At 43.1% G+C, this 22,602-nt stretch carries 23 protein-coding genes and 1 tRNA gene; 10 read left to right on the top strand and 14 right to left on the bottom strand.

The annotated features are described in order from the left end of the window. The first annotated feature begins 118 nt into the window (after positions 1–118). From mutS to VXP95_RS01385, 4 genes are all read left to right on the top strand, one after another. Positions 119–2,752 (top strand): DNA mismatch repair protein MutS, encoded by a 2,634-nt coding sequence (mutS, locus tag VXP95_RS01400; protein WP_416711237.1) that lies wholly within the window; start codon positions 119–121, stop codon positions 2,750–2,752. A 204-nt stretch (positions 2,753–2,956) separates the two neighbouring features. Next, positions 2,957–3,280, top strand: a complete 324-nt coding sequence (fdxA, locus tag VXP95_RS01395) for a ferredoxin FdxA (protein ID WP_000144889.1) — start codon at positions 2,957–2,959, stop codon at positions 3,278–3,280. Positions 3,281–3,414: 134 nt separating this feature from the next. Continuing rightward, positions 3,415–4,125 carry a D-Ala-D-Ala carboxypeptidase family metallohydrolase gene (locus VXP95_RS01390; RefSeq protein WP_064095974.1) on the top strand — a complete coding sequence of 237 codons (711 nt, stop codon included), beginning with the start codon at positions 3,415–3,417 and terminating at the stop codon, positions 4,123–4,125. Between the two features lie 132 nt (positions 4,126–4,257). Next, complete coding sequence (locus VXP95_RS01385) at positions 4,258–4,923, top strand: O-methyltransferase (protein WP_064095973.1); 666 nt, start codon at positions 4,258–4,260, stop codon at positions 4,921–4,923. A gap of 168 nt (positions 4,924–5,091) precedes the next feature. Here VXP95_RS01385 and VXP95_RS01380 read toward each other — a convergent pair whose 3' ends face one another. The 8 genes from VXP95_RS01380 to VXP95_RS01345 form a co-directional block, all read right to left on the bottom strand. Beyond that, entirely contained in the window at positions 5,092–5,934 is an 843-nt protein-coding gene (locus VXP95_RS01380; RefSeq protein WP_064095972.1) for a universal stress protein, read from the bottom strand. A 190-nt stretch (positions 5,935–6,124) separates the two neighbouring features. Beyond that, positions 6,125–6,742 carry an acyltransferase gene (locus tag VXP95_RS01375; RefSeq protein WP_064095971.1) on the bottom strand — a complete coding sequence of 206 codons (618 nt, stop codon included), beginning with the start codon at positions 6,740–6,742 and terminating at the stop codon, positions 6,125–6,127. Further along, entirely contained in the window at positions 6,735–7,334 is a 600-nt protein-coding gene (locus VXP95_RS01370; protein ID WP_064102019.1) for an IMPACT family protein, read from the bottom strand. Before VXP95_RS01370 ends, VXP95_RS01375 begins: the two co-directional genes overlap by 8 nt. Before the next feature lie 268 nt (positions 7,335–7,602). Continuing rightward, entirely contained in the window at positions 7,603–8,346 is a 744-nt protein-coding gene (lptB, locus tag VXP95_RS01365) for an LPS export ABC transporter ATP-binding protein (protein WP_064095969.1), read from the bottom strand. Then, entirely contained in the window at positions 8,346–8,912 is a 567-nt protein-coding gene (lptA, locus tag VXP95_RS01360) for a lipopolysaccharide transport periplasmic protein LptA (protein WP_064095968.1), read from the bottom strand. Before lptA ends, lptB begins: the two co-directional genes overlap by 1 nt. Next, on the bottom strand, positions 8,896–9,444 hold the full coding sequence (gene lptC / locus VXP95_RS01355) for an LPS export ABC transporter periplasmic protein LptC (RefSeq protein WP_416711236.1): 549 nt from the start codon (positions 9,442–9,444) through the stop codon (positions 8,896–8,898). The genes lptA and lptC overlap by 17 nt, the downstream gene beginning before the upstream one ends. Positions 9,445–9,477: 33 nt before the next feature. After that, positions 9,478–10,017: a KdsC family phosphatase gene (locus VXP95_RS01350; protein ID WP_064095966.1), complete on the bottom strand. Its 540-nt coding sequence runs from the start codon at positions 10,015–10,017 to the stop codon at positions 9,478–9,480. Positions 10,018–10,020: 3 nt separating this feature from the next. After that, positions 10,021–11,064 carry a KpsF/GutQ family sugar-phosphate isomerase gene (locus VXP95_RS01345; RefSeq protein ID WP_252510007.1) on the bottom strand — a complete coding sequence of 348 codons (1,044 nt, stop codon included), beginning with the start codon at positions 11,062–11,064 and terminating at the stop codon, positions 10,021–10,023. A gap of 432 nt (positions 11,065–11,496) precedes the next feature. Between VXP95_RS01345 and cysS the strand changes: the two genes are divergently transcribed. The 4 genes from cysS to VXP95_RS01325 all read left to right on the top strand — a co-directional run bounded on the left by cysS (position 11,497) and on the right by VXP95_RS01325 (position 15,106). Continuing rightward, entirely contained in the window at positions 11,497–12,918 is a 1,422-nt protein-coding gene (gene cysS, locus VXP95_RS01340) for a cysteine--tRNA ligase (RefSeq protein ID WP_416681053.1), read from the top strand. A 62-nt stretch (positions 12,919–12,980) separates the two neighbouring features. After that, a tRNA-Gly gene (locus tag VXP95_RS01335) sits at positions 12,981–13,056 on the top strand. Positions 13,057–13,246: 190 nt separating this feature from the next. Next, positions 13,247–14,035 (top strand): hypothetical protein, encoded by a 789-nt coding sequence (locus tag VXP95_RS01330; protein WP_416681052.1) that lies wholly within the window; start codon positions 13,247–13,249, stop codon positions 14,033–14,035. A gap of 93 nt (positions 14,036–14,128) precedes the next feature. Then, positions 14,129–15,106, top strand: a complete 978-nt coding sequence (locus VXP95_RS01325) for a fatty acid desaturase family protein (RefSeq protein ID WP_416681051.1) — start codon at positions 14,129–14,131, stop codon at positions 15,104–15,106. A 31-nt stretch (positions 15,107–15,137) separates the two neighbouring features. Here the strand turns inward: VXP95_RS01325 and VXP95_RS01320 are convergent, their stop codons facing one another. Together VXP95_RS01320 and yfcF are read right to left on the bottom strand one after the other, a co-directional pair. Then, positions 15,138–16,079 (bottom strand): cation diffusion facilitator family transporter, encoded by a 942-nt coding sequence (locus tag VXP95_RS01320; RefSeq protein ID WP_064095962.1) that lies wholly within the window; start codon positions 16,077–16,079, stop codon positions 15,138–15,140. A 131-nt stretch (positions 16,080–16,210) separates the two neighbouring features. After that, positions 16,211–16,852, bottom strand: coding sequence for a glutathione transferase (gene yfcF / locus VXP95_RS01315; RefSeq protein WP_416711233.1), 642 nt, complete (start codon positions 16,850–16,852; stop codon positions 16,211–16,213). Between the two features lie 240 nt (positions 16,853–17,092). Here yfcF and VXP95_RS01310 point away from each other — a divergent pair, with 240 nt between their 5' ends. Together VXP95_RS01310 and VXP95_RS01305 are read left to right on the top strand one after the other, a co-directional pair. Further along, on the top strand, positions 17,093–17,812 hold the full coding sequence (locus VXP95_RS01310) for a glutamine amidotransferase (protein WP_064095960.1): 720 nt from the start codon (positions 17,093–17,095) through the stop codon (positions 17,810–17,812). A 47-nt stretch (positions 17,813–17,859) separates the two neighbouring features. Then, the gene (locus VXP95_RS01305) at positions 17,860–18,492 is read left to right on the top strand and encodes a LysE family transporter (protein WP_064096168.1); all 633 of its coding nucleotides are present in this window, start codon (positions 17,860–17,862) and stop codon (positions 18,490–18,492) included. A 59-nt stretch (positions 18,493–18,551) separates the two neighbouring features. On the opposite strand, the gene VXP95_RS01300 is transcribed toward VXP95_RS01305, so the two are convergent. The 4 genes from VXP95_RS01300 to tkt all read right to left on the bottom strand — a co-directional run bounded on the left by VXP95_RS01300 (position 18,552) and on the right by tkt (position 22,240). Next, the gene (locus tag VXP95_RS01300) at positions 18,552–19,142 is read right to left on the bottom strand and encodes a YceI family protein (protein ID WP_064095959.1); all 591 of its coding nucleotides are present in this window, start codon (positions 19,140–19,142) and stop codon (positions 18,552–18,554) included. Between the two features lie 129 nt (positions 19,143–19,271). Then, the gene (locus tag VXP95_RS01295) at positions 19,272–19,727 is read right to left on the bottom strand and encodes a GNAT family N-acetyltransferase (RefSeq protein ID WP_144723929.1); all 456 of its coding nucleotides are present in this window, start codon (positions 19,725–19,727) and stop codon (positions 19,272–19,274) included. A gap of 174 nt (positions 19,728–19,901) precedes the next feature. After that, the gene (locus VXP95_RS01290) at positions 19,902–20,117 is read right to left on the bottom strand and encodes a hypothetical protein (RefSeq protein ID WP_064095957.1); all 216 of its coding nucleotides are present in this window, start codon (positions 20,115–20,117) and stop codon (positions 19,902–19,904) included. Between the two features lie 134 nt (positions 20,118–20,251). Further along, entirely contained in the window at positions 20,252–22,240 is a 1,989-nt protein-coding gene (gene tkt, locus VXP95_RS01285; RefSeq protein ID WP_064102010.1) for a transketolase, read from the bottom strand. Between the last annotated feature and the right edge of the window lie 362 nt (positions 22,241–22,602).

The raw sequence follows: 22,602 nt of genomic DNA, 5'->3' as shown, positions 1-22,602 counted from the left end.
TCGGTCTCTTGCACTCCATCATATGAGACGGGTCTGACTGAAAATCTGCTTTAAATTTTCCTGCATAGCCTATTGCACAGTATTTGCATTTATCTCTTGTTGAAAGGATTTATTTTTAATGACCAGTTCAGAAATTATGGCTGATCTTTCTACCTTAACGCCCATGATGCAGCAATACATGTCAGTAAAAATGCAGCATCCGCACTCATTGATGTTCTATCGTATGGGTGATTTTTATGAACTGTTCTTTGAAGATGCACACAAGGCAGCCAAGATTTTAGGCATCACCCTGACCCATCGCGGTAAAGCCAATGGTCAGCCGATTCCTATGGCGGGCGTGCCTTATCATGCAGCCGAAGGTTATCTGGCACGTCTGGTCAAAAAAGGTGAAACCGTGGTGATCTGCGAGCAGATCGGCGAGGTTACTGGCAAAGGACCGGTTGAGCGTGGTGTGGTGCGAATTATTACACCCGGCACCCTGACCGATGATGCCATGCTCGGTGCACATCAGAGCTCGAATCTGGTGGCTTTATGTATTCAGCAGAATCAGATTGGTATTGCACTTCTCGATCTCAGCGCCGGCTTATTTAAAGTCCAGCAGCAGGATTATGATCTTAACCAGCTTATGATTGAACTGGCGCGTTTGATGCCAAGCGAAATTCTGCTGGATGAAAATATCGCTGATCCGACATTGACCGAACAACTCAAACAGCAACTGGATATCTCGGTCACCAAACGTCCCGATGTCGACTTCAACCTGAACAATGCGCAAAAAACCTTATGCGACCAGTTTGCCGTCAGCACGCTTTCAGGTTTCGGGATTGATCATTTACCTTTGGCCAAAGCAGCCGCTGCAGCTTTAATACATTATGCCAAAGAAACCCAGAAAACGGCATTACCGCATATCCGCACGATTCAGCTAGAACAGAGTTCAGATTTTATTGCGCTGGATCCAGTGACACGCCGCAATCTGGAGCTGATTGAACCTTTATTTGAACATGGTACTTCGCTATTCCAACTGATCAATGATTGCCAGACTGCTATGGGTGGACGCCTGCTTAGTCGCACCCTGATGCAACCTTTACGCGATACTGCCCTGCTGGATGAGCGCCTGGATGCTATCCAGGCCTTACTTCAAGGTTTCCATGAAGTGCCTGTACGTTTGGTCCTTAAAGAGATTAGCGATATTGAACGTGTGCTGAGCCGTATTGCACTTGGCAGTGCCCGTCCACGTGATCTAGTGCAACTGCGTCAGGCCTGTGCGCAAATTCCATTTTTACGCCATGCCCTGCAACCGATTGTGAGTCAGCAGCAGTCCCAGCTTTTAGTACAGCTCAATGAAGAACTAGGCGACTTCCATGGTCTGCATCAACGCCTGATGTCAGCCATTGTCGAAAATCCACCCGTCCTGCTTCGTGATGGTAATGTCATTGCAGAAGGTTTTGACAGTGAACTGGATGAATTGCGACAGATTCGCGATCATGCCAGTCAGTTCCTGATTGATCTGGAAATCAAGGAACGTGAACAGAGCGGCATTCCCACCCTAAAAATCGGCTATAACCGCGTTAGTGGCTATTATATTGAGTTAACCCGCGCGCAGGCTGCACAAGCACCCGAGCATTATATCCGCCGGCAAACCCTGAAAAATGCAGAACGTTATATCACGCCTGAACTGAAAGCCTTTGAAGATAAAGTCTTATCCAGTGAATCACGTGCTTTGGCCCGTGAAAAAATGCTGTTTGAAATGCTGCTGGATGAGTTACGACAGGATATTGGCAATCTACAGATGATGAGCAGCGCCATTGCTCAGATTGATCTGATTGCGAATTTTGCCCATCAGGCACGTTTACGCAACTGGTCGCGTCCAAAATTCAGTCCTGAAGTTGGTGTAAGTATCACTGCCGGACGACATCCGGTGGTAGAGTCCCTGAGTAAAACAGCCTTTACCCCAAACGATACCCGACTGGATTTTGCCCATCGGATGGCCATCATTACCGGTCCCAATATGGGGGGTAAATCCACATTTATGCGCCAGACTGCATTAATCGTACTACTGGCTTATTGTGGTGCCTATGTTCCAGCGCAAGCTGCAACTTTAGGTCCGGTTGACCGTGTCTTCACCCGGATTGGTTCTGCCGATGATTTATCGACAGGCAAATCCACCTTTATGGTGGAAATGACCGAAACTTCGCAAATCCTGCATCATGCTACCAGTCAGTCTTTGGTACTGATGGATGAGGTTGGTCGTGGAACCAGTACCTATGATGGTTTGTCACTGGCCTGGGCCTGTGTGCTGGATCTGACCAAACGCATTCAATGTCTATGTCTGTTCGCAACGCATTATTTCGAACTGACCGAACTGGGCAAGGAACCGGGAATTGATAACTACCATGTCACCGCCAAAGAGTTGAATGGTAACCTGATTCTGCTGCATAAGGTACAGCCTGGACCAGCCAGCCAGAGTCATGGCTTGCAGGTCGCCAAACTGGCAGGTATTCCAGCTGCAGTGATTAAAGAAGCACAAAACCGCTTGAAGATTCTGGAAAAGCAGCATCAGGTCAAACCTCGGAGTCCACAGCATGACCTGTTTGCGATGCCCGACATCATTGAACCTGTGGAACGTATCATCGAAATTGAGAAAGAGTCGCCTGCACTAGACTTGCTTGATGATATCGATGTGGATAGCTTGAGTCCGCGTGAAGCTTTGCAGCAGTTATATGCACTCAAAGATCTGCTCAAACAGCCAAGTTAATTCTTGACCCTAGACCTCATCTGGCATGGGGTCAATGGGCTAAGAATACCGATGAGAGACACAATTCATCGGTATTCTCCCTTTTTTCAAATTTAACAGCCCTATATATAACAAATATCAATAAAAGGAATTGTTAGTTCCCCCTGTTTTTGCCTAAAATACAGTATTCGTAATTAGAACCATATTGTTTAGGTAGCTGTCGCCATGACCTTCGTTGTCACTGAAAATTGTATTAAATGTAAATATCAAGACTGTGTAGAAGTTTGCCCTGTAGACTGTTTCTATGAAGGTCCTAACTTCCTCGTAATTAACCCGGACGAATGTATCGACTGTGCGTTATGCGAACCTGAATGTCCGGCAAATGCAATTTTCTCTGAAGATGAATTACCTGAAGGTCAGGAAGTCTTTATTGAACTAAATGCTGAACTGTCGCAAAAGTGGCCAAACATTACACAAATTGGTGAGCAACCAGCCGACCGTGAAGAATGGAATGGCAAACCAGATAAATTGCAATATCTTGAAAAGTAATTATTTTAAATTTAAGAGATCAGCATATGCTGATCTTTTTTATACGCTTTGCACACATTTCATTGCAATATTCTCCAAATTTCTCCTTACATTTAGTCTAAAATAGCGCTATTTATAAATATCTGATTGTATAAATGATGAATTTTGCAAAGGGATTATTGAGTCTTTGTATAATCCCTCTTGTTTTTGTGGGCTGTACTACTGCCACAAAACACCCTGCACAGCCCGCGGGAAAACGGATTTATATTCCCCAAGAACGTGTGCAGTTTGACCGTAAAGCCTACCCTAAAACTATTCCTTATGTTTATACCCAGTGGGTTTCATCTCTGGATAACCTGGCGCGCGTACGTGAGTATGAAGTCTTTCTTGAACGTCATGGCGTTGGTAATATTATTCCAAGTTTTGAGTTGATGCGTACTGCACGTGACTGGGCCAAGTGTGGCCGTTCCCAATACATGATCCCAAGTCGGGAATTATGGGCCAATCAGATACCGACTTTAAAAGTGTTTAAATATCTGATTGCAGCCAATGTGTTGACTGATTTTGAAGTGACTTCAGTCTATCGCGATCTGCCTTTGAACCAGTGTGCCGGTGGTGCCAATTCTTCACGTCATCTATATAACTCTGCCATTGATTTCCGGATTGGACCAGAATATCCGCAGGCAGAAGACTATGCCTATATTGAAAATACCAAGTTCAAATTGTGTCAGTTCTGGGCTCAGCATGGCCAAAGTCTGAATATGGGACTCGGCATGTATGCTTCAGGTCAGATCCATATCGATACCCAAGGTTACCGTACCTGGGGGCCGAGTTTGGGGCGGAATTCCTCAATGTGTAATTACTAAGTCATGACACCTGCTACACAAAACCCCTCGTGAGTTTTGTGTAGTTTAAAAAATCATCACCTACAGAACAATAAATTGCGCTCTGCCGCGAAAAGTTTAAAATGCAGGCATCACAATCAAGGTGCCAAGACTATGCAACAAATGTGGACAGACATTGATCACTATATTGATTCACATTTAATTCCTGAAGACCCTATTCTGAATCAAACTCTGGAAAACACTGCCGCGCACGGTTTTCCTGATCATCTGGCTGTAGCACCGAATCAAGGCATGTTGTTGCAGATGCTGATCCAGATGAACCAGTGTAAACGTGTACTGGAACTCGGCACATTTGCAGCATATAGCACCATGTGGCTGGCGCGTGCCTTGCCGGATGACGGTTATATCCTGACCATTGAAGGACGTGACACCCATGCGGCAATGGGTCAGGAAAATATTGACCGTGCCCAGCTCAAACAGACCGTTGAACTTAAATGTGGCCGTGCAGCAGACGTGCTTAAAGCCCTGCCTGAAGACACTGAAGCTTTTGATTTTATCTTCATTGATGCAGATAAACAGAGTTATCCGGAATATCTGGAACTCAGTTTAAACCTGTCGCATTCAGGTACGCTTATTTTTCTGGACAATGTGATTCGTGCTGGCGAGATCATTAATCCGGACAATAAAAAGCCAAGTATTGAAGGCATTCGCGATATGTTTAAAGCCCTGCAAAATCATCCACGTATCTTGTCCTGTACTGCTTTACAGACGGTTGGTAGCAAAGGACATGATGGTTTCGCACTCGCGATTGTTAAATAAAAGCAGAAGAGCAAAAATCACCCAATACGATATTTCTTATAAATAATATATACTTATAAAAATTAACCACAGAGTTATCCACAATATATGAGGATAACTCTGGTCATTTTTAACTCAAGCTGTAACAATTTACGATTAGACTCCGCACCTGGCAATCTTTTGCAATTCTCACTTGGCAACCAGCAAAGGAACTTTGGAATTACGGAAAATTGTGGTTGCAATACTTCCTAAGAAGAACTGGTGGATTTTACTGTGACTGAATGCGCCAAGCACAATCAGCTGAATCCCCTGTTCCTGCTGATAGGACAAAATATTTTCTGCAACATCACCATAGCGATATTGTGGTACCACCTCTAAGCCAGCCTGAGTTAAATATTGCAAAGGTTCATTCAGAATTTCAGCATGATCACCGACATATAACAGATGACATTGCAATAAGCGTAGCAAATCGCTTTCTGCAATCCGTTTCATCATCTTGATGCAAGTGGGTGAATATTCATAGGCAAAAATAAAGCGTGTCGGTGGCTTAAACTGTTCTCCGACTGTCATGACGGTACAGTTAGCCCCACGAATAAAGTTTTCGACATTGGTGCCAATTGGTTTGTTTTTTTCAGCTGAACGTTCGCCGAGCAAGCCTATCACCGCAATATCATCAGGCTGCAGAATCTGGAAGCTTTGTTCCAGAAAATCGCCCTTTTCCTGAATGTGTGTGGTGTGAATACCATGTTCTGCCAGAATCCGTTCAGAAATGTGCTGCAGCAGATTATTGCTATAATCCAGCGCGATTTCACTTTGTTTTTGTTCAAGTTCAGCCAGCTCTTTCAGTAACATGGCGTTACTTTCAAAGCCAATCACTCCACTGATTTCCCCTAAATGATAACTGGCAGGGTAATAATCCAGAACCTGTAACAAGACCAGTTCACGGCCAGTCTGTTTGGCAATCCATGCAGCTGCGTCTGCCAGCGCGTTTATACATGGGGATGAGTCAATGCAGGCAATGACACGTTTCATGTTTAGCCTCTCTAGTTATGATAAAAATTTCTTAGTTATTTTTAACTTAGCATAAGCATTCAAAAATGTGCAGCAAAATCTGTAAGGCTTGAATTGAAATATGTTAACTTTTATGTGAATAAATATAGATCGCTAAACCTATTTTTCTACTCGTTTCAACTTTTATTTCAAACCGTTGACTTCAAAAAACTTATTCACGATAACGAATCAATCTAGCCGGATTTCCGGCGACAATTGCACGCGCTTCAACATCCTTGGTCACCATACTGTTCATTCCCACCACAGCCTGATCTGCGATTTTAATTCCGTCCTTGATACCCACGTGTGCACCTAGCCACACATCCCGGCCGATCTCGATGCCTTGTGAGCGCACCGGTTGCTGATAAATTGGCTGCTCGGGATCCATCCCGTGATCAAAGGCATAAAGATGACAATAAGCAGCGATACGTACCTGATCATGCAGTTTAATCCCTACCCGACCGCCATCCAGAATACAGTGATGATTAATCGCCACTTCATTCCCAATGTCCAGTGGACCATGCAAGGTGCAATCTGCGGCAATAAAGGTATTATCACCGATGATGATTTTGCGCCCCGGCTCGGCAAAGATATGTGCCAGTGGTGAAATAAAACAGTTTTCACCAATCTCGATGGTTTCCATCTCCATCAGATAAGCCTGATATTCCTTTTGCCATGCTTCTGCCCAACCGCGATTTTTTGGCTTTAAGGACCAGTACAGCCAAGGCATATAGTTCAGACGATGTTTATGCTGCTCACGATATTTCAGTAATGGATCTACGTCAGTCATCTGTCGCTTCTTCAATAATTTTTAATTGTTCCCGGCCACGCGTCACATCCTGAACTTTCAGGGCAAAGGGTTGAATTTGATGTAATTGAAATAAGGCGCTGACCTGCACACCTTCGGCTGTATATTCTTCCTGATAATCGATTTGCTGCTGATTCAATTCATACTGGAATATGGCCCACTCATTAAATTGACAGGAAAATTGCACCTTTTTCTTTTCAATCAGTTCAATTTTTTCTGCTAATAGCAAGCATTGTCCAGCGCAACCCCCATAGGCTCGCACCAAGCCTCCTGTTCCCAGCTTGATTCCGCCATACCAGCGATTGACCAGTACCAGCACATTGGTCAGTTCATTACCCTCAATAGTCGCCAGTATCGGACGTCCTGCAGTACCTGAAGGTTCACCGTCATCATTAAAGCGTACCTGATGACCAATTTTCCAGGCCCAGCATTGATGTGTGGTGCTTGGATCACGATAAGCCTCCAGAAAATCTTTCACCTCCTGCTCATTTTCAACAGGGGTAGCAAAGGCCTGAAAGCGGCTTTTTTTGATATCTTCCTCAAAACTGACTAGGCTGGCAATGGTAAATGGCATAACTTCAGGCTTTAAACTCTTACTGTTGCAGTATACCCGCTTTGTACAGACAAATAAAAAGCCTCTCCAAGGAGAGTCTTGATTTTACTCGATTGTTTTGAAAGGCTTTAAAAATCATCAGATCCGGGAAACTTGCATTCTTGCCTGTTTTTTACTCATTTTTCTTCTTCGGCAAGGACATTGAATGCAATGGTTCTTTGCCGCTAATTAAAAAACCTGCATCTGACAATTGAAATCTGATGCAGGTTTTTTATAAAGTAAGAGACATTTAAACAGTGAAATCATCACCCAGATAAACTTTTCTCACGGTCTCATTCGCCAGAATTTCTTCCGGTGTACCTTCAGCAATCACTGCACCTTCACTGACAATATAAGCATGTTCACAAATCGCCAGTGTTTCACGGACATTGTGATCGGTAATCAGCACGCCAATACCCCGATCTTTCAAGTTGGTAATAATATCCTTAATATCTCCAACCGAAATCGGATCGACACCGGCAAAAGGCTCATCGAGTAGCATAAATTTAGGATCAGCAGCCAAGGCACGTGCAATTTCAGCACGACGTCGCTCACCGCCGGACACACTCATTCCCAAGGAATCTTTAATATGGGTAATTTTAAAGTCCGCCAGTAGCTCTGCCAGACGTTGCTGACGTTGGGCCTTGGTCAGCTCTTTACGGGTTTCCAGAATCGCCATGATATTTTCTGAAATCGTCAGCTTCCGGAAGATTGAAGCTTCCTGCGGCAAATAGCCAATCCCTTTACGTGCCCGCTCATGCATGGCCAGGTCGGAAAGATCCAGATCATCCAGATAAATTTCGCCCTTATCCATCCGTACCAGACCAACAACCATATAAAAACTGGTGGTTTTACCGGCCCCGTTTGGGCCCAGCAGTCCCACAATCTGGCCACTTTGCATACTGAACGATACATCTTTGACTACCCAGCGCTTATTATAATTTTTCGCCAGATGCTTAATGGTTAAGGTCTGAACCTGCTGCGATTGTTCCATTAATCACGCGCTCCCGGGAAGGATTTTGAAGTAGACGGTGGAATCACGATTTGTACACGGCCTGAAGAAGAACCAGTCTTGTTTGGAGTTCCTGTGGCTTCGATATCGCCTTTATTCATGCTGTACTTTAAAGTTGTACCGCGAATACTGGCACCATCCTGTTGCAGGAAAGCATTACCGGACAAGGTAATAATGCCTGTTTCGGCATTATAGACAATTTTTTGTGCCTGACCTTTCGCCAGACCTTTGTCCGGATCTACTTTTTGCTGAAACTGTGCCGGACTGCCTGTCGCCGTAATGAGGCTGATCTGGCGTTTACTGTTCAGATTGGCCACAATCGAATTGGCTTGCAGCTTCATGGTGCCCTGTTCAATAATGACATTACCAGAATAAGTCGTTACACCAGTCCGCTCATTAAAAGTCGCGCGGTCAGCCAGCAAGGTAATTGGCTGGTTACGGTCAGATGGCAGCGCAAAAGCAGTGATTGAACCGAGTCCAACCACAGTCGCCAGCGTTATACGCTTCAGGAAAGTGTGCATCATTTTGGCTTTAGGAGTTTGGTTCATACTTTCCTCGAATATTAAAGAATTCGTATTGACCATCATTAAGATTGGCTTTAAGACCCTGGCTGACAAATTCAGCCTGTGGAGATTCCACAATCACTGTCTTGTCTGTTTCAATTTCGCGTGTTTTCGGAAAAGCGGTCAGTTCTTCAGTACGGAACTGCATTTTCCCATTTTGCATGATTTTGGTGGCGAGCACTTCTTGAGAGAGTACAACTTTTGTATTGTCATCATAACCCTGCGCCATTTTGGCAAAGAAAGTGGCATCGATTTTACCATTGTCATAAGTCGATGCTCGCAGATTTTCCAGCTTTGAGGTTTCTAGCTGCAGATTCTGCTCAAGTCGATCCACTTGGGCACGAACCGACACCTGGCCTGATTCATCTGTCTGGGTTAAGTTAATATTTTGAGCGGAATAGGTCATGCTGCGTGCAGAGTCTGCCTGCAGCTTGTTACCTTTGCCGCTGTAATAGTAATAACCACCACTTATTGCGGCAATAATCACAGCCGTAATGTATAAAACTTTAGTATCCATAAGCGGTGTACTTAATCCAAAAGATAGGACTTATTAATAAGGTGCACGAATATATTTTTCAAGTAACTCTTGGTACATGCCTTTGGACATTAACAGCATGTCGCAGATTTCACGAACCGCACCGCGACCACCGTAGGCTTGAGTGACCAGATCGGCCCGACGGCGAACTTCGACATGACCATTAGGCACTGTCACTTTCATGCCGGCAATGGCAAAAGCAGACAGATCAGGCCAATCATCACCCATGTACAGGCAATCTTCAGGATCAATGTTAAGCTGTGCACATGCTTCACGCAGAGCTGTGCCTTTATCTTCACGGCCCTGATAGACCAGATCAACACCCAGATCCGACATACGTTTTTCAACAATACGACTTTGACGACCGGTGATAATAATCACCTTGATTCCCGCCTGCTGAACCAGTTTCATGCCCAGACCATCACGAATATCAAAAGATTTAATCTCGTCACCCGAATTAGTCAGAGTAACAAAACCGTCACTTAAAATACCATCGACATCAAGCACCAGTGCTGCGATATGACGTGCCTGCTCTAACAATACATAAGATGCCATCTATTAATTTACCCCAGCCTGAATCAGGTCATGCATACTGATCACGCCAATGACTTTATTGGCATCATCAACAACTACAAATTGATTAATTTTATGCTCATTCATACGCTCCAGCGCGATTACTGCACGTTCTTCCTGAGAAATAGTCAACGGATTCTTGATCATTACGTCTTGCACTGCCAGGTTGACATCAAAGCCTTGCTGTTTATCGATTAAGCGGCGTAAGTCCCCGTCTGTAAAAATACCGAGCAGGAGGTCATCTTGATCAACAATTGTGGTCAAACCTAGACGTTTATTTGAAATCTCGTATAAAACCTGGTTCATCGGCGTATCTGGCGAGACTTTCGGCAAATCGGCTCCAGTACGCATCAGATGTTTTACATGCAACAACAGGCGCTTACCCAACGCACCCGCAGGATGTGAACGTGCAAAATCATCTGAAGTAAAGCCGCGAGCATCCAGCAAAGCTACTGCCAGAGCATCACCCAAAGCCAGTGTGGCGGTAGTACTTGAAGTTGGCGCCAGACCGAGTGGACACGCTTCCTGGATATTACCGAGCGTCAAAGCTACATCAGCATTTTGTGGCATGGGACCTTGGTCATCACCACTGATGGTAATCAGGGGAATTTGCAGATGCTTGATCAGGGGCATCAGCATCATGATCTCATCACTCTTGCCCGAGTTTGAAATTGCAATCAGCACGTCACCTGACACCAGCATCCCTAAGTCACCATGACCTGCTTCACCAGGATGCATAAAGAACGATGGCGTTCCGGTCGAAGCAAAGGTCGCCGCCATTTTACGGCCAATATGACCCGACTTGCCCATTCCGGTAATCACCAGACGGCCGGTACACTGCAGAATAATCTCACATGCGCGGCTAAAACGGTCATCAATCTGTGTTGCTAAAATCTGTAACGCATTTTCTTCGATGCGCAGTGTTTCAAGTGCGACTTTTTGGAAATCTAGCTGATTCGCTGTTTTTTGTGGATTCAAAGCCTGTTTACCTACGCTAAGGACAGAGAAAAACTCTGGTTTGATGGGCATAATTTTCGCAATTTTAGCATAGCTATGCAATTGCAAGATTTCTAAATGTATAAGATTCGACGTATTTTTAATATATTTCGATTGTATTTGACTTGCGAAGCCAGGTATATCCACCTCTACATTTGCTCCATTTTTGAAACTGTAGACTGTGCTTGTTTTTATTTTTTATCAGAATATCCTCACGCTTGTCTTAATGAATTATATTCATAAAAGAACATCCTCATTCCAATACTCCTTAATTCCCCTCGCAAACACTGCCCCTGAAAAGACCAATTCATTATTGTCATTTCAGTCCAGAAATCTTTTCTTTCTCAATCATTGTTACTACCTAACTAGGCTAAATAACTGAGGCTTTTTACGCTTTTATCTTTATGAATAATTATGCTTAGGTTAAGATGAATCATCCTTTTATTTGAAGTCCTTTGAACAGCTATGCAACCATTTGTTCTATATAACTCAGAGCAACGCAAAAAAGTAGAATTCGTACCTCGTGTTGAAGGTCAGATTGACCTGTATGTCTGTGGAATGACGGTCTATGATTATTGTCATATAGGACACGCACGTACAGTGGTTGCATTTGACTACATTATCCGTTTCTTGCGCAGCCAAGGCTGGAAGGTCAAATATGTGCGCAACATCACCGACATTGATGACAAGATTATTAAACGTGCCAATGAAAATGGTGAAAGTATCTCGGATTTGACCAGTCGCTTTATTGATGCGATGAATGAAGATTTTGCCAAACTGGGTTGCCTTGCACCTGATGTAGCACCTAAAGCAACAGATTACATCAATCAGATGCAGGATATGATCAGCAACCTGGTCGACAATGGTACGGCTTATCCATCCAATAATGGTGATGTCTACTTTGAGGTCGAGAAGTTTGCCAAATATGGTCGTCTTTCTGGCCGTAAACTGGAAGATATGCAAGCGGGTGCGTCTGAACGTGTCGATGTTGAAGTCGAAAAGAAACATCCATTTGACTTTGTACTGTGGAAACATGCCAAGGAAAATGAACCGTCATGGGCTTCCCCTTGGGGTAATGGCCGTCCGGGCTGGCACATCGAATGTTCAGCAATGTCGACCTGCTGCCTGGGTAATCATTTCGATATTCATGGCGGCGGTGCTGATCTGACCTTCCCGCACCATGAAAATGAAATTGCACAATCTGAAGCTTCTACTGGCGAACAGTATGTCAATTACTGGATGCATGCCGGATTTATTAATGTCGATGGCGAGAAAATGTCGAAGTCTTTAGGCAATTTCTTCACCATTCGCGACGTGATTGAAAAATTCCATCCGGAAGTGGTACGTTATTTCATTGTTTCTTCCCATTATCGTAGCCCGGTGAATTACTCGGATGTTGCCTTAAAAGAAGCAAAAAATACCTTATCTCGTTTCTATCACTCGTTTAAAACCTATCAAGCGGTTTATGGTGATCATCTGGTTGAAACTCTGGATGAGGCTTTTGTTGAACGTTTTAATGCCGCTATGCGTGATGATTTCAATACGCCTGAAGCGATTGCGGTATTGTTCGAAATCAATAAAGAACTGAATCGTGCTGTAAAAGAAGAAAATGCGGAACAAGCAGCGATTTATTATGCAACTTTACGTCACCTGACCAATATTCTCGGTCTGGTACAGCAAGATGTAGATGAGTTCCTCAAATCTGACATTGGTCAGGAAGCATTGGGACTATCACCTGAACAAATTGAAGATTTGATTCAACAGCGTCAGGATGCCAAGAAAGCCAAAGAATTCGCCCGTGCGGATGAGATTCGTCAATCTTTACTTGATCAAGGTGTTGTTCTTGAGGATACCCGTCAAGGTACGGTCTGGCGACGTGCTGATTAATTAATCAAACAGATTTATAGAGAGTTGACACTGCTGTGGAATTCTCTATAATTCACCTCATTGCGGGAATAGCTCAGTTGGTAGAGCATAACCTTGCCAAGGTTGGGGTCGGGAGTTCGAGTCTCCTTTCCCGCTCCAGAATACGAAAAACCCTTATCGAAAGATAAGGGTTTTTTTATTAAATTCTAAAAATTTTGATTGATAAAAAGTATCTCTAAAAATCACGTCTTAGCTACTTTCACCCCGACATTTTTTGGGTAATTCACAACAAAGTGCTATTGTAAATAAACTTCAAAACTTTCAATTCTTTTAATTACGATATCGTTTCATGACTTATAAACTGAATGCACGTCATCTTGTTTTAGACCTTCTCTACGCTTCGAAAGACTCAGCCCTCTCTATTAGGCGGATATTAACGGCTGCTGAATTATTAGGCATATCTGAGAATGGCATACGCGTCGCTGTGGCCCGATTAAATCAGGAAAATGTCATTCAATCTGTAGAGCGCGGTGTGTATCAGTTGCTAGAAAAAAAGTTCGATACTTCTTTTATCAGTTTAAACAAACAACCCTATATACAAACTGTGACCACATGGAATGGAAAATATGTACTGGTCTATACGGGTACTTTAGGGCGCGTAGATCGTACGTCATTATCTAGAAGGGAAAAAGCGCTGCATTATTATGGTTTTCAGGAATTGGAACAAAATGTTTTTATTCGTCCAGATAATTTAACACTGAGTCTAAGCACATTAAAAACAGCTGTAATCCGGTTTGGATTAGATGCTGATGCACGTTTTTTCCAAGTCAGTCAGCTGGAAAGTGAAACTGAAGTTCGTGATTTATGGGATATCGAAGCGCTACATCAGACCTATCATGTAGTACAGCATGATATCAACGCCTGGTTTGAGAATTACCAAAATCTGACTTTAGCAGAGGCTGCAAAAAGTGCCTTTTATCTAGGTAAGTCTGCCCTATTTAGTTTACGTGCTGACCCTTTGCTTCCTGCAGAATGGATAGATACCGAGGCTCGACAACAATTTGAGCTCGCAGTCCGCAAAATAGAAAAACAGGGACAACTTTTATGGCAACACTATTTTAAAGACCAAGGGCTCTAAATTATTTCTTTTTTATACACAAAAATAAATTGACTGTAATATTTCATCCAAATATATTGAATATAGTAATAAGAACTAAATATAGGCAGAAGAATGAACAGCAAGGTCAGTGTCACAGAACTTTTTAGTCGTGATGAAATTAAAGAACTCACCACGACCTCAGACTTGCACGGTGTCTGGGCAGTAGGTTCGACATGGACCGTAATTGTCATGACCTTTGGCACGGTCGCCTATAGCTGGGAATATTTACCTACGTGGGGGAAAGTCCTGATGTGCGCGCTGGCATTGGCCATTCTTGCGGGACGCCAGCTTGCGATGGCTATTTTGATGCATGATGCCTCACATCATAGCCTGTTCAAAACCAAATGGTTGAACACTCATTTGACCGACTGGCTCTGTGCACGCCCGATCTGGAATGATGTCAGCAAGTATCGTCCTTATCATCTGAAACATCATGCTAAAACCTCGCAGCCAGATGATCCTGACTTGGGGTTGGTAAAAAATTTCCCCATTACTCAAAGCTCACTATTCAGGAAATTCTTTCGTGACCTGAATGGGCAATCTGGACTTAAGTTCCTTACAGGTCGAGTATTAATGGATCTTGAATTACTGGAATGGAGTGTTTCCAATGACCCCAAGCCAATTCCGCGTGGTGATCGCAGCAATTTAGAGTTAGCAAAGAATCTGTTTAAGAATAGTTCCGGTATGCTCATCTCAAATGCAGCAATTTTTTCTGCACTGTGGGTCAGTGGCCATCCTAAACTGTATTTATTATGGCCTCTCGCCTATATCACTCCATTTCCTTTGTTCATCCGCATCCGCGCCATGGCTGAACATGCCGGATTAGAAACCAGTCATTCTGCCCTTAGCAATACCCGAACTACTCGTGCAGGCTGGTTGGCACGTGCTTTGGTTGCCCCGATTCATGTGAACTATCATATTGAACATCATTTAATGGCCTCTGTTCCGCATCAAAAGCTGGCGAGAATGCACCAGATGTTAAGGGAGCGTGAGTATGTCGATGCTCCGCCAAGTTATCTGGATGTGATTCGCTCACTTTTAAAAAAATAAAAAATATTTCTGCTGTTAAGACTATTCAATTTCAATGCTGATGGCTTTCGGCATGTGAGTGCTGATGTGAGGATTGTCCCCGATGTTCCGGCGGACAATCTTCCGCTTCAATCTGCAAGGTCATCTCGGTAATATGATGCTCATGGTGGAGCATCTCAAAGGCCTGATGACGCAGTTTCTGATAATCCACATTCGGCGCAACCAGATGCACAGTCAGCATGACTTTTTTGGAAGTAATCGCCCAGACCTTGAGCTGATGAATATCCTCGACCCCGTCAAGCGCCAAAAGATCGTGACGTAATTTTTCAATATCAATTTCCTCCGGCACACCTTCAAGCAGAATATTGATGCTCTGTTTCAGCAAAACCCAGGTTCTTGGCAATACCCAAAATCCGATTAATACTGCAATGAGTGTATCAATCCACATCCAGCCGGTGAAATAAATCACTAACGCTCCAATAATCACGCCTACAGATCCCAGTGCATCACTCAGCACTTCCAGATATGCACCTTTGACATTGAGACTTTCCTGACTGCTGGACACCAGAATTTTCATGGAAATCAGGTTAATGATCAGCCCCAAAACAGCAACAATCATCATGCCAAGGCTTTGAATTTCTGGTGGATGACTCAAACGCTGATAAGCTTCAAACAAGATATAAATCGCAACCACAAACAGCATCAAGGCGTTAAACAGGGCAGCCAGAATTTCAAAACGCTGATAACCAAAAGTCCGTTTATTGTCTGCCGGTTTTTGTCCGATCTTGATAGCCACCAGTGCAATAGCCAGTGCGGCAGCATCGGTAAACATATGTGCAGCATCAGAGAGCAAAGCCAGACTTTGGGTCAGAAAACCGGCAATTACTTCCACAATTAAAAAAGTGGTGGTTAATCCCAGCGCTATCGATAATTTTCTGGCATTGTCTGCAGTCACGTTGACATGACTATGCTCATGATGATGTGAATTCCCCACCGGCTACTCCTTCCTTCTTATTCAACGAGGACATGCATCCTCAGCATCATTCAAGTCTTGTTCTGATTCATATTACGCTTGAATTTTATCTATTTAAGTAGGTTTTTTATGAACTGTTTTATCAGTCGGCATTAAATTAAAGTTTTGGCTTTTTCATGTTCTGCCAGCCACGCCTGTACCGAAGCACGCTTAAAATTACGCTCGACATATCCTATTATTTTCACAGGAAGATTCACCTGATGGCTCAACAAACGATGCAACATAAAGGCCAAATCGAAGTCTGCAATTGACCAGTGTTCAGTCAACCATATGTCCTTCAGCATATGTTCTGCCACATTCACCAAGCGCTGAATTTCTTCAGTTATCGGAGCTGTAAGAGGTGTAGATATTTTTGCTGGATGAAATACCGAATCAGAAGGCATCTGCTGACGGATTTGCATAAAATCGGTTTTGACCAAGGCTTGTAGGGCGCGACATTTGGCTCTGGCTTGAATTTCCTTAGGATATAAAGCTGGATAATTAGGTGCTGAAAAGACATCCTCCAAGTATTCAGTGATTGCCCATGATTCAAACAGACTAAAATGATCTAGCGTTAAACACGGAACTTTAGCACTTGGACAAATGGCTTGATAAGCCGCAGATTTCTGTTGCTGCTGATCTAAATCAATCACGATTTCCTGAAAATCTAAACCCTTTTCTTTTAAGGCAACATAGACCGACATAGCATAAGGGCTGATTCTATTTTGATCGACATATAAACGTATATTTTGCATATCCTTGTTCCTGATGACCTTATTGTTTTTATTCAGTACGGCAGCCTTACTCTACTCCCTTTCTTATACAAAAGAAAAAATGAAATGCTTGATGTAGCGATCACACGAAAATTTTTACTTACTTGCTGATAGTGCACCGATACCCATTATTTTCTATTTTGCACAGGATCGGTAGATAAAGCCTTTTATTTTGCTTTTGATTCACGTTAAATTAAATCATTCTCTTGATATCAAAAAACTATGCTGAACTTAGCCCACCTCCCCGATACTGTATATGCCATTCAACATCTGGCTTTTGAAGACTTAGGCGCTTGGGAAGATGTTTTTTATCAGCTCGGCTTACGCGTCCGCTATTTTGAAGCCGGCATTGATGTTCTTAACAAAGCTTTTGAGCATCCTGGCTTAGTAGTCATTCTTGGAGGCCCTATTGGAGTCTATGAAACTCAAGACTACCCGTTCCTACAAGAGGAAATAAACTTACTTAAAGTTCGTTTAGAGAGAAATCTACCGACTTTAGGTATCTGTTTAGGGGCTCAATTAATTGCTGCTGCGTTGGGTGGCAAAGTCTATTCCGGGCATACCAAAGAAATCGGCTGGTCTAAACTCAACCTTGCTTCTGTTGAAAATAATCCGCTGCAAGCTCTGGAAGATATTCAAGTCCTGCATTGGCACGGTGATACTTTTGATTTACCTGCACAGGCTGAATTACTGGCCAGCTCTAAACTTTATCCGCATCAGGCTTTCCGTGTGGGTAATCATATTCTGGCCCTGCAATTTCATCCCGAAATAGCCAGTGACAGTCTGGAAAAATGGCTGATTGGCCATACTGGTGAATTACGACAGGCTAATATTGCTATACCTACACTTCGCGCAGCCAATCTTCAATTTGCACCTTTGCTGGAAATGACTTCAAAAACTGTCTTGGAACAATATCTGGCTCAATTAAATATGGCATCTTGATTCAGCGCATTTTAAACTTGACTCCAATTCTTGATATTAAAAATTTTATGAGCGCATTATTCGGTATCGCTGTTATTCATTTTTTCGCCCTGATCAGCCCGGGACCAGACTTTTTCTTTGTAACACAAAGTGCGATAAGACAGTCCAGAAAACATGCGCTCTTTGCAGCTATCGGGATTTCGTTGAGTATTCTGCTCTGGTCAATCTGTGCGCTCAGTGGTTTACATTTCCTGTTTCAGAAAGTGGCCTGGTTGCAGCAGGTGTTAATGATCTTGGGTGGCATATATCTACTTTATTTAGGCTACCTGATGTTAAAGTCAAGTTTAAAAAAACCACTATCCTTAATTGAACCAAAACATGAATCTGTCCCGGTAGCACAAGCATCATATTTTAAATTATTGCTTCAGGGGTTTTTGACTAATATGGCCAACCCTAAAGCCCTGATTTACTTTAGCAGTGTCTTTTCTCTGGCCATCAGTTCCAATGCAAGCTTATCAGAGCAATCTTCCTTGTTATTCTTGGTATTTATAGAAAGCCTGCTCTGGTTTGCAGTTGTTGCTGTTATTTTTTCAATGCGCAAGATGAATACCTATTATCAAAAATTTGCCAAATGGATTGACGGGATCACCGGTGGAATTTTTATCAGTTTTGGCTGTTTACTTATTTTTAACCGGAATTAAACTTGTTGATTCAATTAAAAAAGCACCTGAATATAGGTGCTTTTTTAATCAAGTTGTGCTTATTTCGCTTTGGCTGTTGGCACACTTGCTTCAGTGGTAATCTGTACGGTAATTTTATCACCTACATTAGGTACATAGTTTGCAATACCAAATGCAGAACGGTTGAATGATGTAGTGGCATTAAAACCGACTGTTTCTGCTTTGGTCATTGGATGTGGGCCTTTCTTGTTCAAGACGGCATCCAATACAACCGGCTTAGTAACGCCTTTAATGGTCAAATCACCAGTAATTTTAAATTTCTTTTTGTCCTGAGTTTCAACTTTGGTACTTTTAAAAGTGATGTTTGGGTATTTCGCTGCATCAAACCAGTCTGCCGCCACTAAATGCTCATCCAAAGCTTTCACGTTAGTATTGATACTCGACAGTGGAATTGTCACATTCACAGAAGAGTTCGCAGGTTTTTGCTCATCAACATTAATGGTACCCTGAATATTTGAGAAGTTACCTGATGGTGTAGAAAAACCAAAATGATCCCAGCTAAATACGGTGGCTGTATGGGTTGGGTCAATGGTATAAGCCACTGGTTTAGCCATAGAAACAGTTGCCACGGACGCAACCGCCAAGCCTAATGCTAATGTTTTGAAATTCATGTTTTTATCTCTCGTTTTGGATGTCATCAAGTGTATAGAAACTGGCAACGTTTGCAGCCCTAAAGATAAAACGTTTTGTTGCAGCTATGAAACGATAAATTTGTAAGTTATTTTTCTAACTTTTGATGGTCAATCCATACGGTATTGGATGAATCCGGTTTTCTTGGCGACTTTGTTATATAACGCTTGTGCCTGATGGTTTGATTCCTGAGTCAGCCAGTACACCCGGTCGCAATTACGCTGCTGCGCGACCTGATAGATATGTTCAATCAACTTACGCGCCACGCCCCGGCCACGATAATCTGGATGGACAAATAAATCCTGCAAATAGGCATACGGTCTTATTGTCCAGCTACTGTTATGCTCAATGACATGTACAATTCCCACAACCTTTCCATCCATCATTGCAGCAAAACCGTACATTGAATCTAATTCATAATTGGTTAATTTATCCCAGGTATTTTCACTCACCTCATCCGAAATTTGCGCCTGATAAAAGCGTTGATAGTCTTGCCATAAAAATAGCCATTCCGGCTGTGATATTTGCTCTAGAGCTTTGATCTGGATCTGGGGCTGTATATTCATGTTTAACTGCTTCTTTGGCTTATTTCTTTCATTTAAGTCGTTTCGATAGTGGTCGCTGAATTATTATAGCGGCCTAAACCTAGCTTTATCTCATCTCGTGTTCATAAGCAACCCATCAGATGAAAATCATCCGGCATAAAAAAGCCCCAATCAGGGACTTTTCACGCTTTATGTTTAAAGTTTTTCAACCAGAATACGATCAACCTGTTTTAGGCCAGTCGTCTTTTCATGATTTTTACGACGCACTTTAATGACCTTTTCTTCGGCTAATTCTTGCAGCATTAAATCAACTGCAACCATCGCGTCAAGAGGTAACTCCTGTCCGATCCACTTGAGTTCGCCTGCATCCATTAAAGTAATTTCATCGTTAATTTGTTCATACAAGCTCATGTTCATCTCACTCTTTCATTTCGACTATGGAAGAACTTTCTAACGGTTGCCACATGAAAACAGCGCTAAAAAGCGAAAAAACAAAAGACGCCCCAAAACTGGAGCGCCTTTTAAAAAACCACCTAATCAGTTGATTATGCAGTAATCTCTTTTACAGCTGCTACAACTGCTTCAGTAGTAATACCGAAGAACTGGAACAGATCTTTTGCAGGTGCAGATTCGCCATACGTTGTCATACCGATTACGCGACCATCAAGACCCACAAATTTCCACCAGTAATCTACATGTGCAGCTTCAACCGCAACACGTGCACGAATATTCGATGGAAGAACCGCTTCACGATAAGCTGCATCTTGCTTCATGAATTCTTCAGCACATGGCATAGATACCACACGCACGCCTTCAAGCTGTGCATAAGCGTCCATTGCCAGAGATACTTCTGAACCAGTTGCAATAATAATTGCTTTTAATTCCCCTTTTTCTTCAGCCAGTACATAACCACCTTTTGCCACGTTCTCGATTTGTGCTTGAGTACGGGTCTGGAATGGCAAGTTCTGACGAGAGAAGATTAATGCTGTCGGACCATCAGCACGCATGAGTGCAGATTTCCAGGAAATTGCTGCTTCAACCGTGTCACATGGACGCCATGTATTCAGGTTTGGCGTAGTACGAAGCGATGCGATCTGCTCAACAGGTTGATGCGTTGGACCATCTTCACCCAGACCAATTGAGTCATGCGTATAAACATGAATCACGCGCTGTTTCATTAATGCAGACATACGTACTGCATTACGTGCATACTCCATAAACATCAGGAATGTAGCGACATAAGGGATAAAACCGCCATGTAGCGCCACGCCATTGGCAATTGCAGTCATACCGAATTCACGTACACCGTAGTGTACATAGTTACCCGCAGGATTATCCTGCACGCCTTGCGCACCTTTCCAAAGGGTCAGGTTAGAACCTGCAAGATCAGCAGAACCACCTAGAACTTCTGGCAATAATGGAACAAGTGCTTGCAATGCATTTTGGCTAGCTTTACGCGTCGCAATTGTTTCAGCTTTGGCATTCACTTCTGCAATGTAGGCATCCGCTTTTGCCGCGAAGTCAGCCGGCAATTCACCCGATAAACGACGTTTAAGCTCAGCAGCTTCTGCTGGATATTTTGCAGCATAGGCAGCAAATGTTTCGTTCCAGGCTGCTTCTGCTTCTGCACCTTTAGCTTTCGCATCCCAAGCTGCATACACATCTTCAGGAATCACAAATGCTTCATCAGTCCAGCCCAAAGCTTCACGAGTCAGGACGATTTCGTCATGACCGAGTGGTGCACCGTGACTGTCTTCTTTACCTTGTTTATTTGGTGAACCCAGACCAATTACTGTTTTACAGATAATGATCGTTGGTCGGGCAGTTTCAGCTTTTGCTGCTAAAGTTGCAGCACGTAAAGCATCAGCATCGTGACCATCAACTCTAATGACTTGCCAGCCGTATGCCAGGAAGCGTTGTTCTGTATCGTCAGAGAACCAGCCTTCCACTTCGCCATCAATCGAGATGCCATTGTCATCGTAGTAAGCAATCAGCTTGCCTAGACCCAATGTACCCGCCAAAGAACATGCTTCGTGAGAAACACCTTCCATTAAACAGCCATCGCCCAGGAAGCAGTAAGTGAAGTGATCTACAACCTGAATGTCATCTTTGTTAAATTGTGCAGCTAAAGTTTTTTCAGCCAGTGCAAAACCCACGGCATTCGCGATACCTTGACCTAAAGGACCAGTTGTCGTTTCAATCCCTGGCGCATAACCCAATTCCGGGTGACCAGGTGTTTTAGAATGAAGTTGACGGAATGCTTTTAGATCTTCAATTGAAAGATCGTAGCCCGTTAAATGAAGAAGCGCATATTGAAGCATAGAGCCATGGCCATTTGATAATACAAAACGGTCACGGTTTGCCCAATTCGGGTTGGTCGGGTTATGGTTCATGAATTCACGCCAAACCACATCAGCGATATCTGCCATCCCCATTGGAGCACCTGGATGTCCTGAGTTTGCTTTTTGCACAGCATCCATTGCCAATACACGAATTGCGTTTGCAATACGACGTTCATTAAGCGGGGTTGTCATAAATCAGAGTCCAAAATATTCAGAAATAGGAAATGATGAAAAGACTTTCAAAACTGCTGCCTATTGTCTTAAAAAAACAGCGAGGGGTAAAGACTAACCAACAATATTTATCAGTTTATTGAGTGTCTCTTGCCTTATCGTACAATTATTCCACATTTCTTCTTCAACTTTGATTGGCTTGACTGATTTACAGGTTGAATTTTCCTGCATCTCGACATTGACTTCATTTTCTGACGTTAAATTTTAAGCTGGCAAACAGGATTGAATTTATGTTAGTTTTGCCTCTATTTCATACTTTTTAAATCAGTCTCTCTAAAGAAAATTAATAGATTCGATTGAGCCTTATATAATGTAATTTTTCT

Source organism: Acinetobacter sp. 226 (assembly GCF_048147925.1).
Classification (GTDB): domain Bacteria; phylum Pseudomonadota; class Gammaproteobacteria; order Pseudomonadales; family Moraxellaceae; genus Acinetobacter; species Acinetobacter pecorum.
Note: the sequence above shows the minus strand (reverse complement) of the source record. Positions and strands in the feature narration are given on the sequence as shown.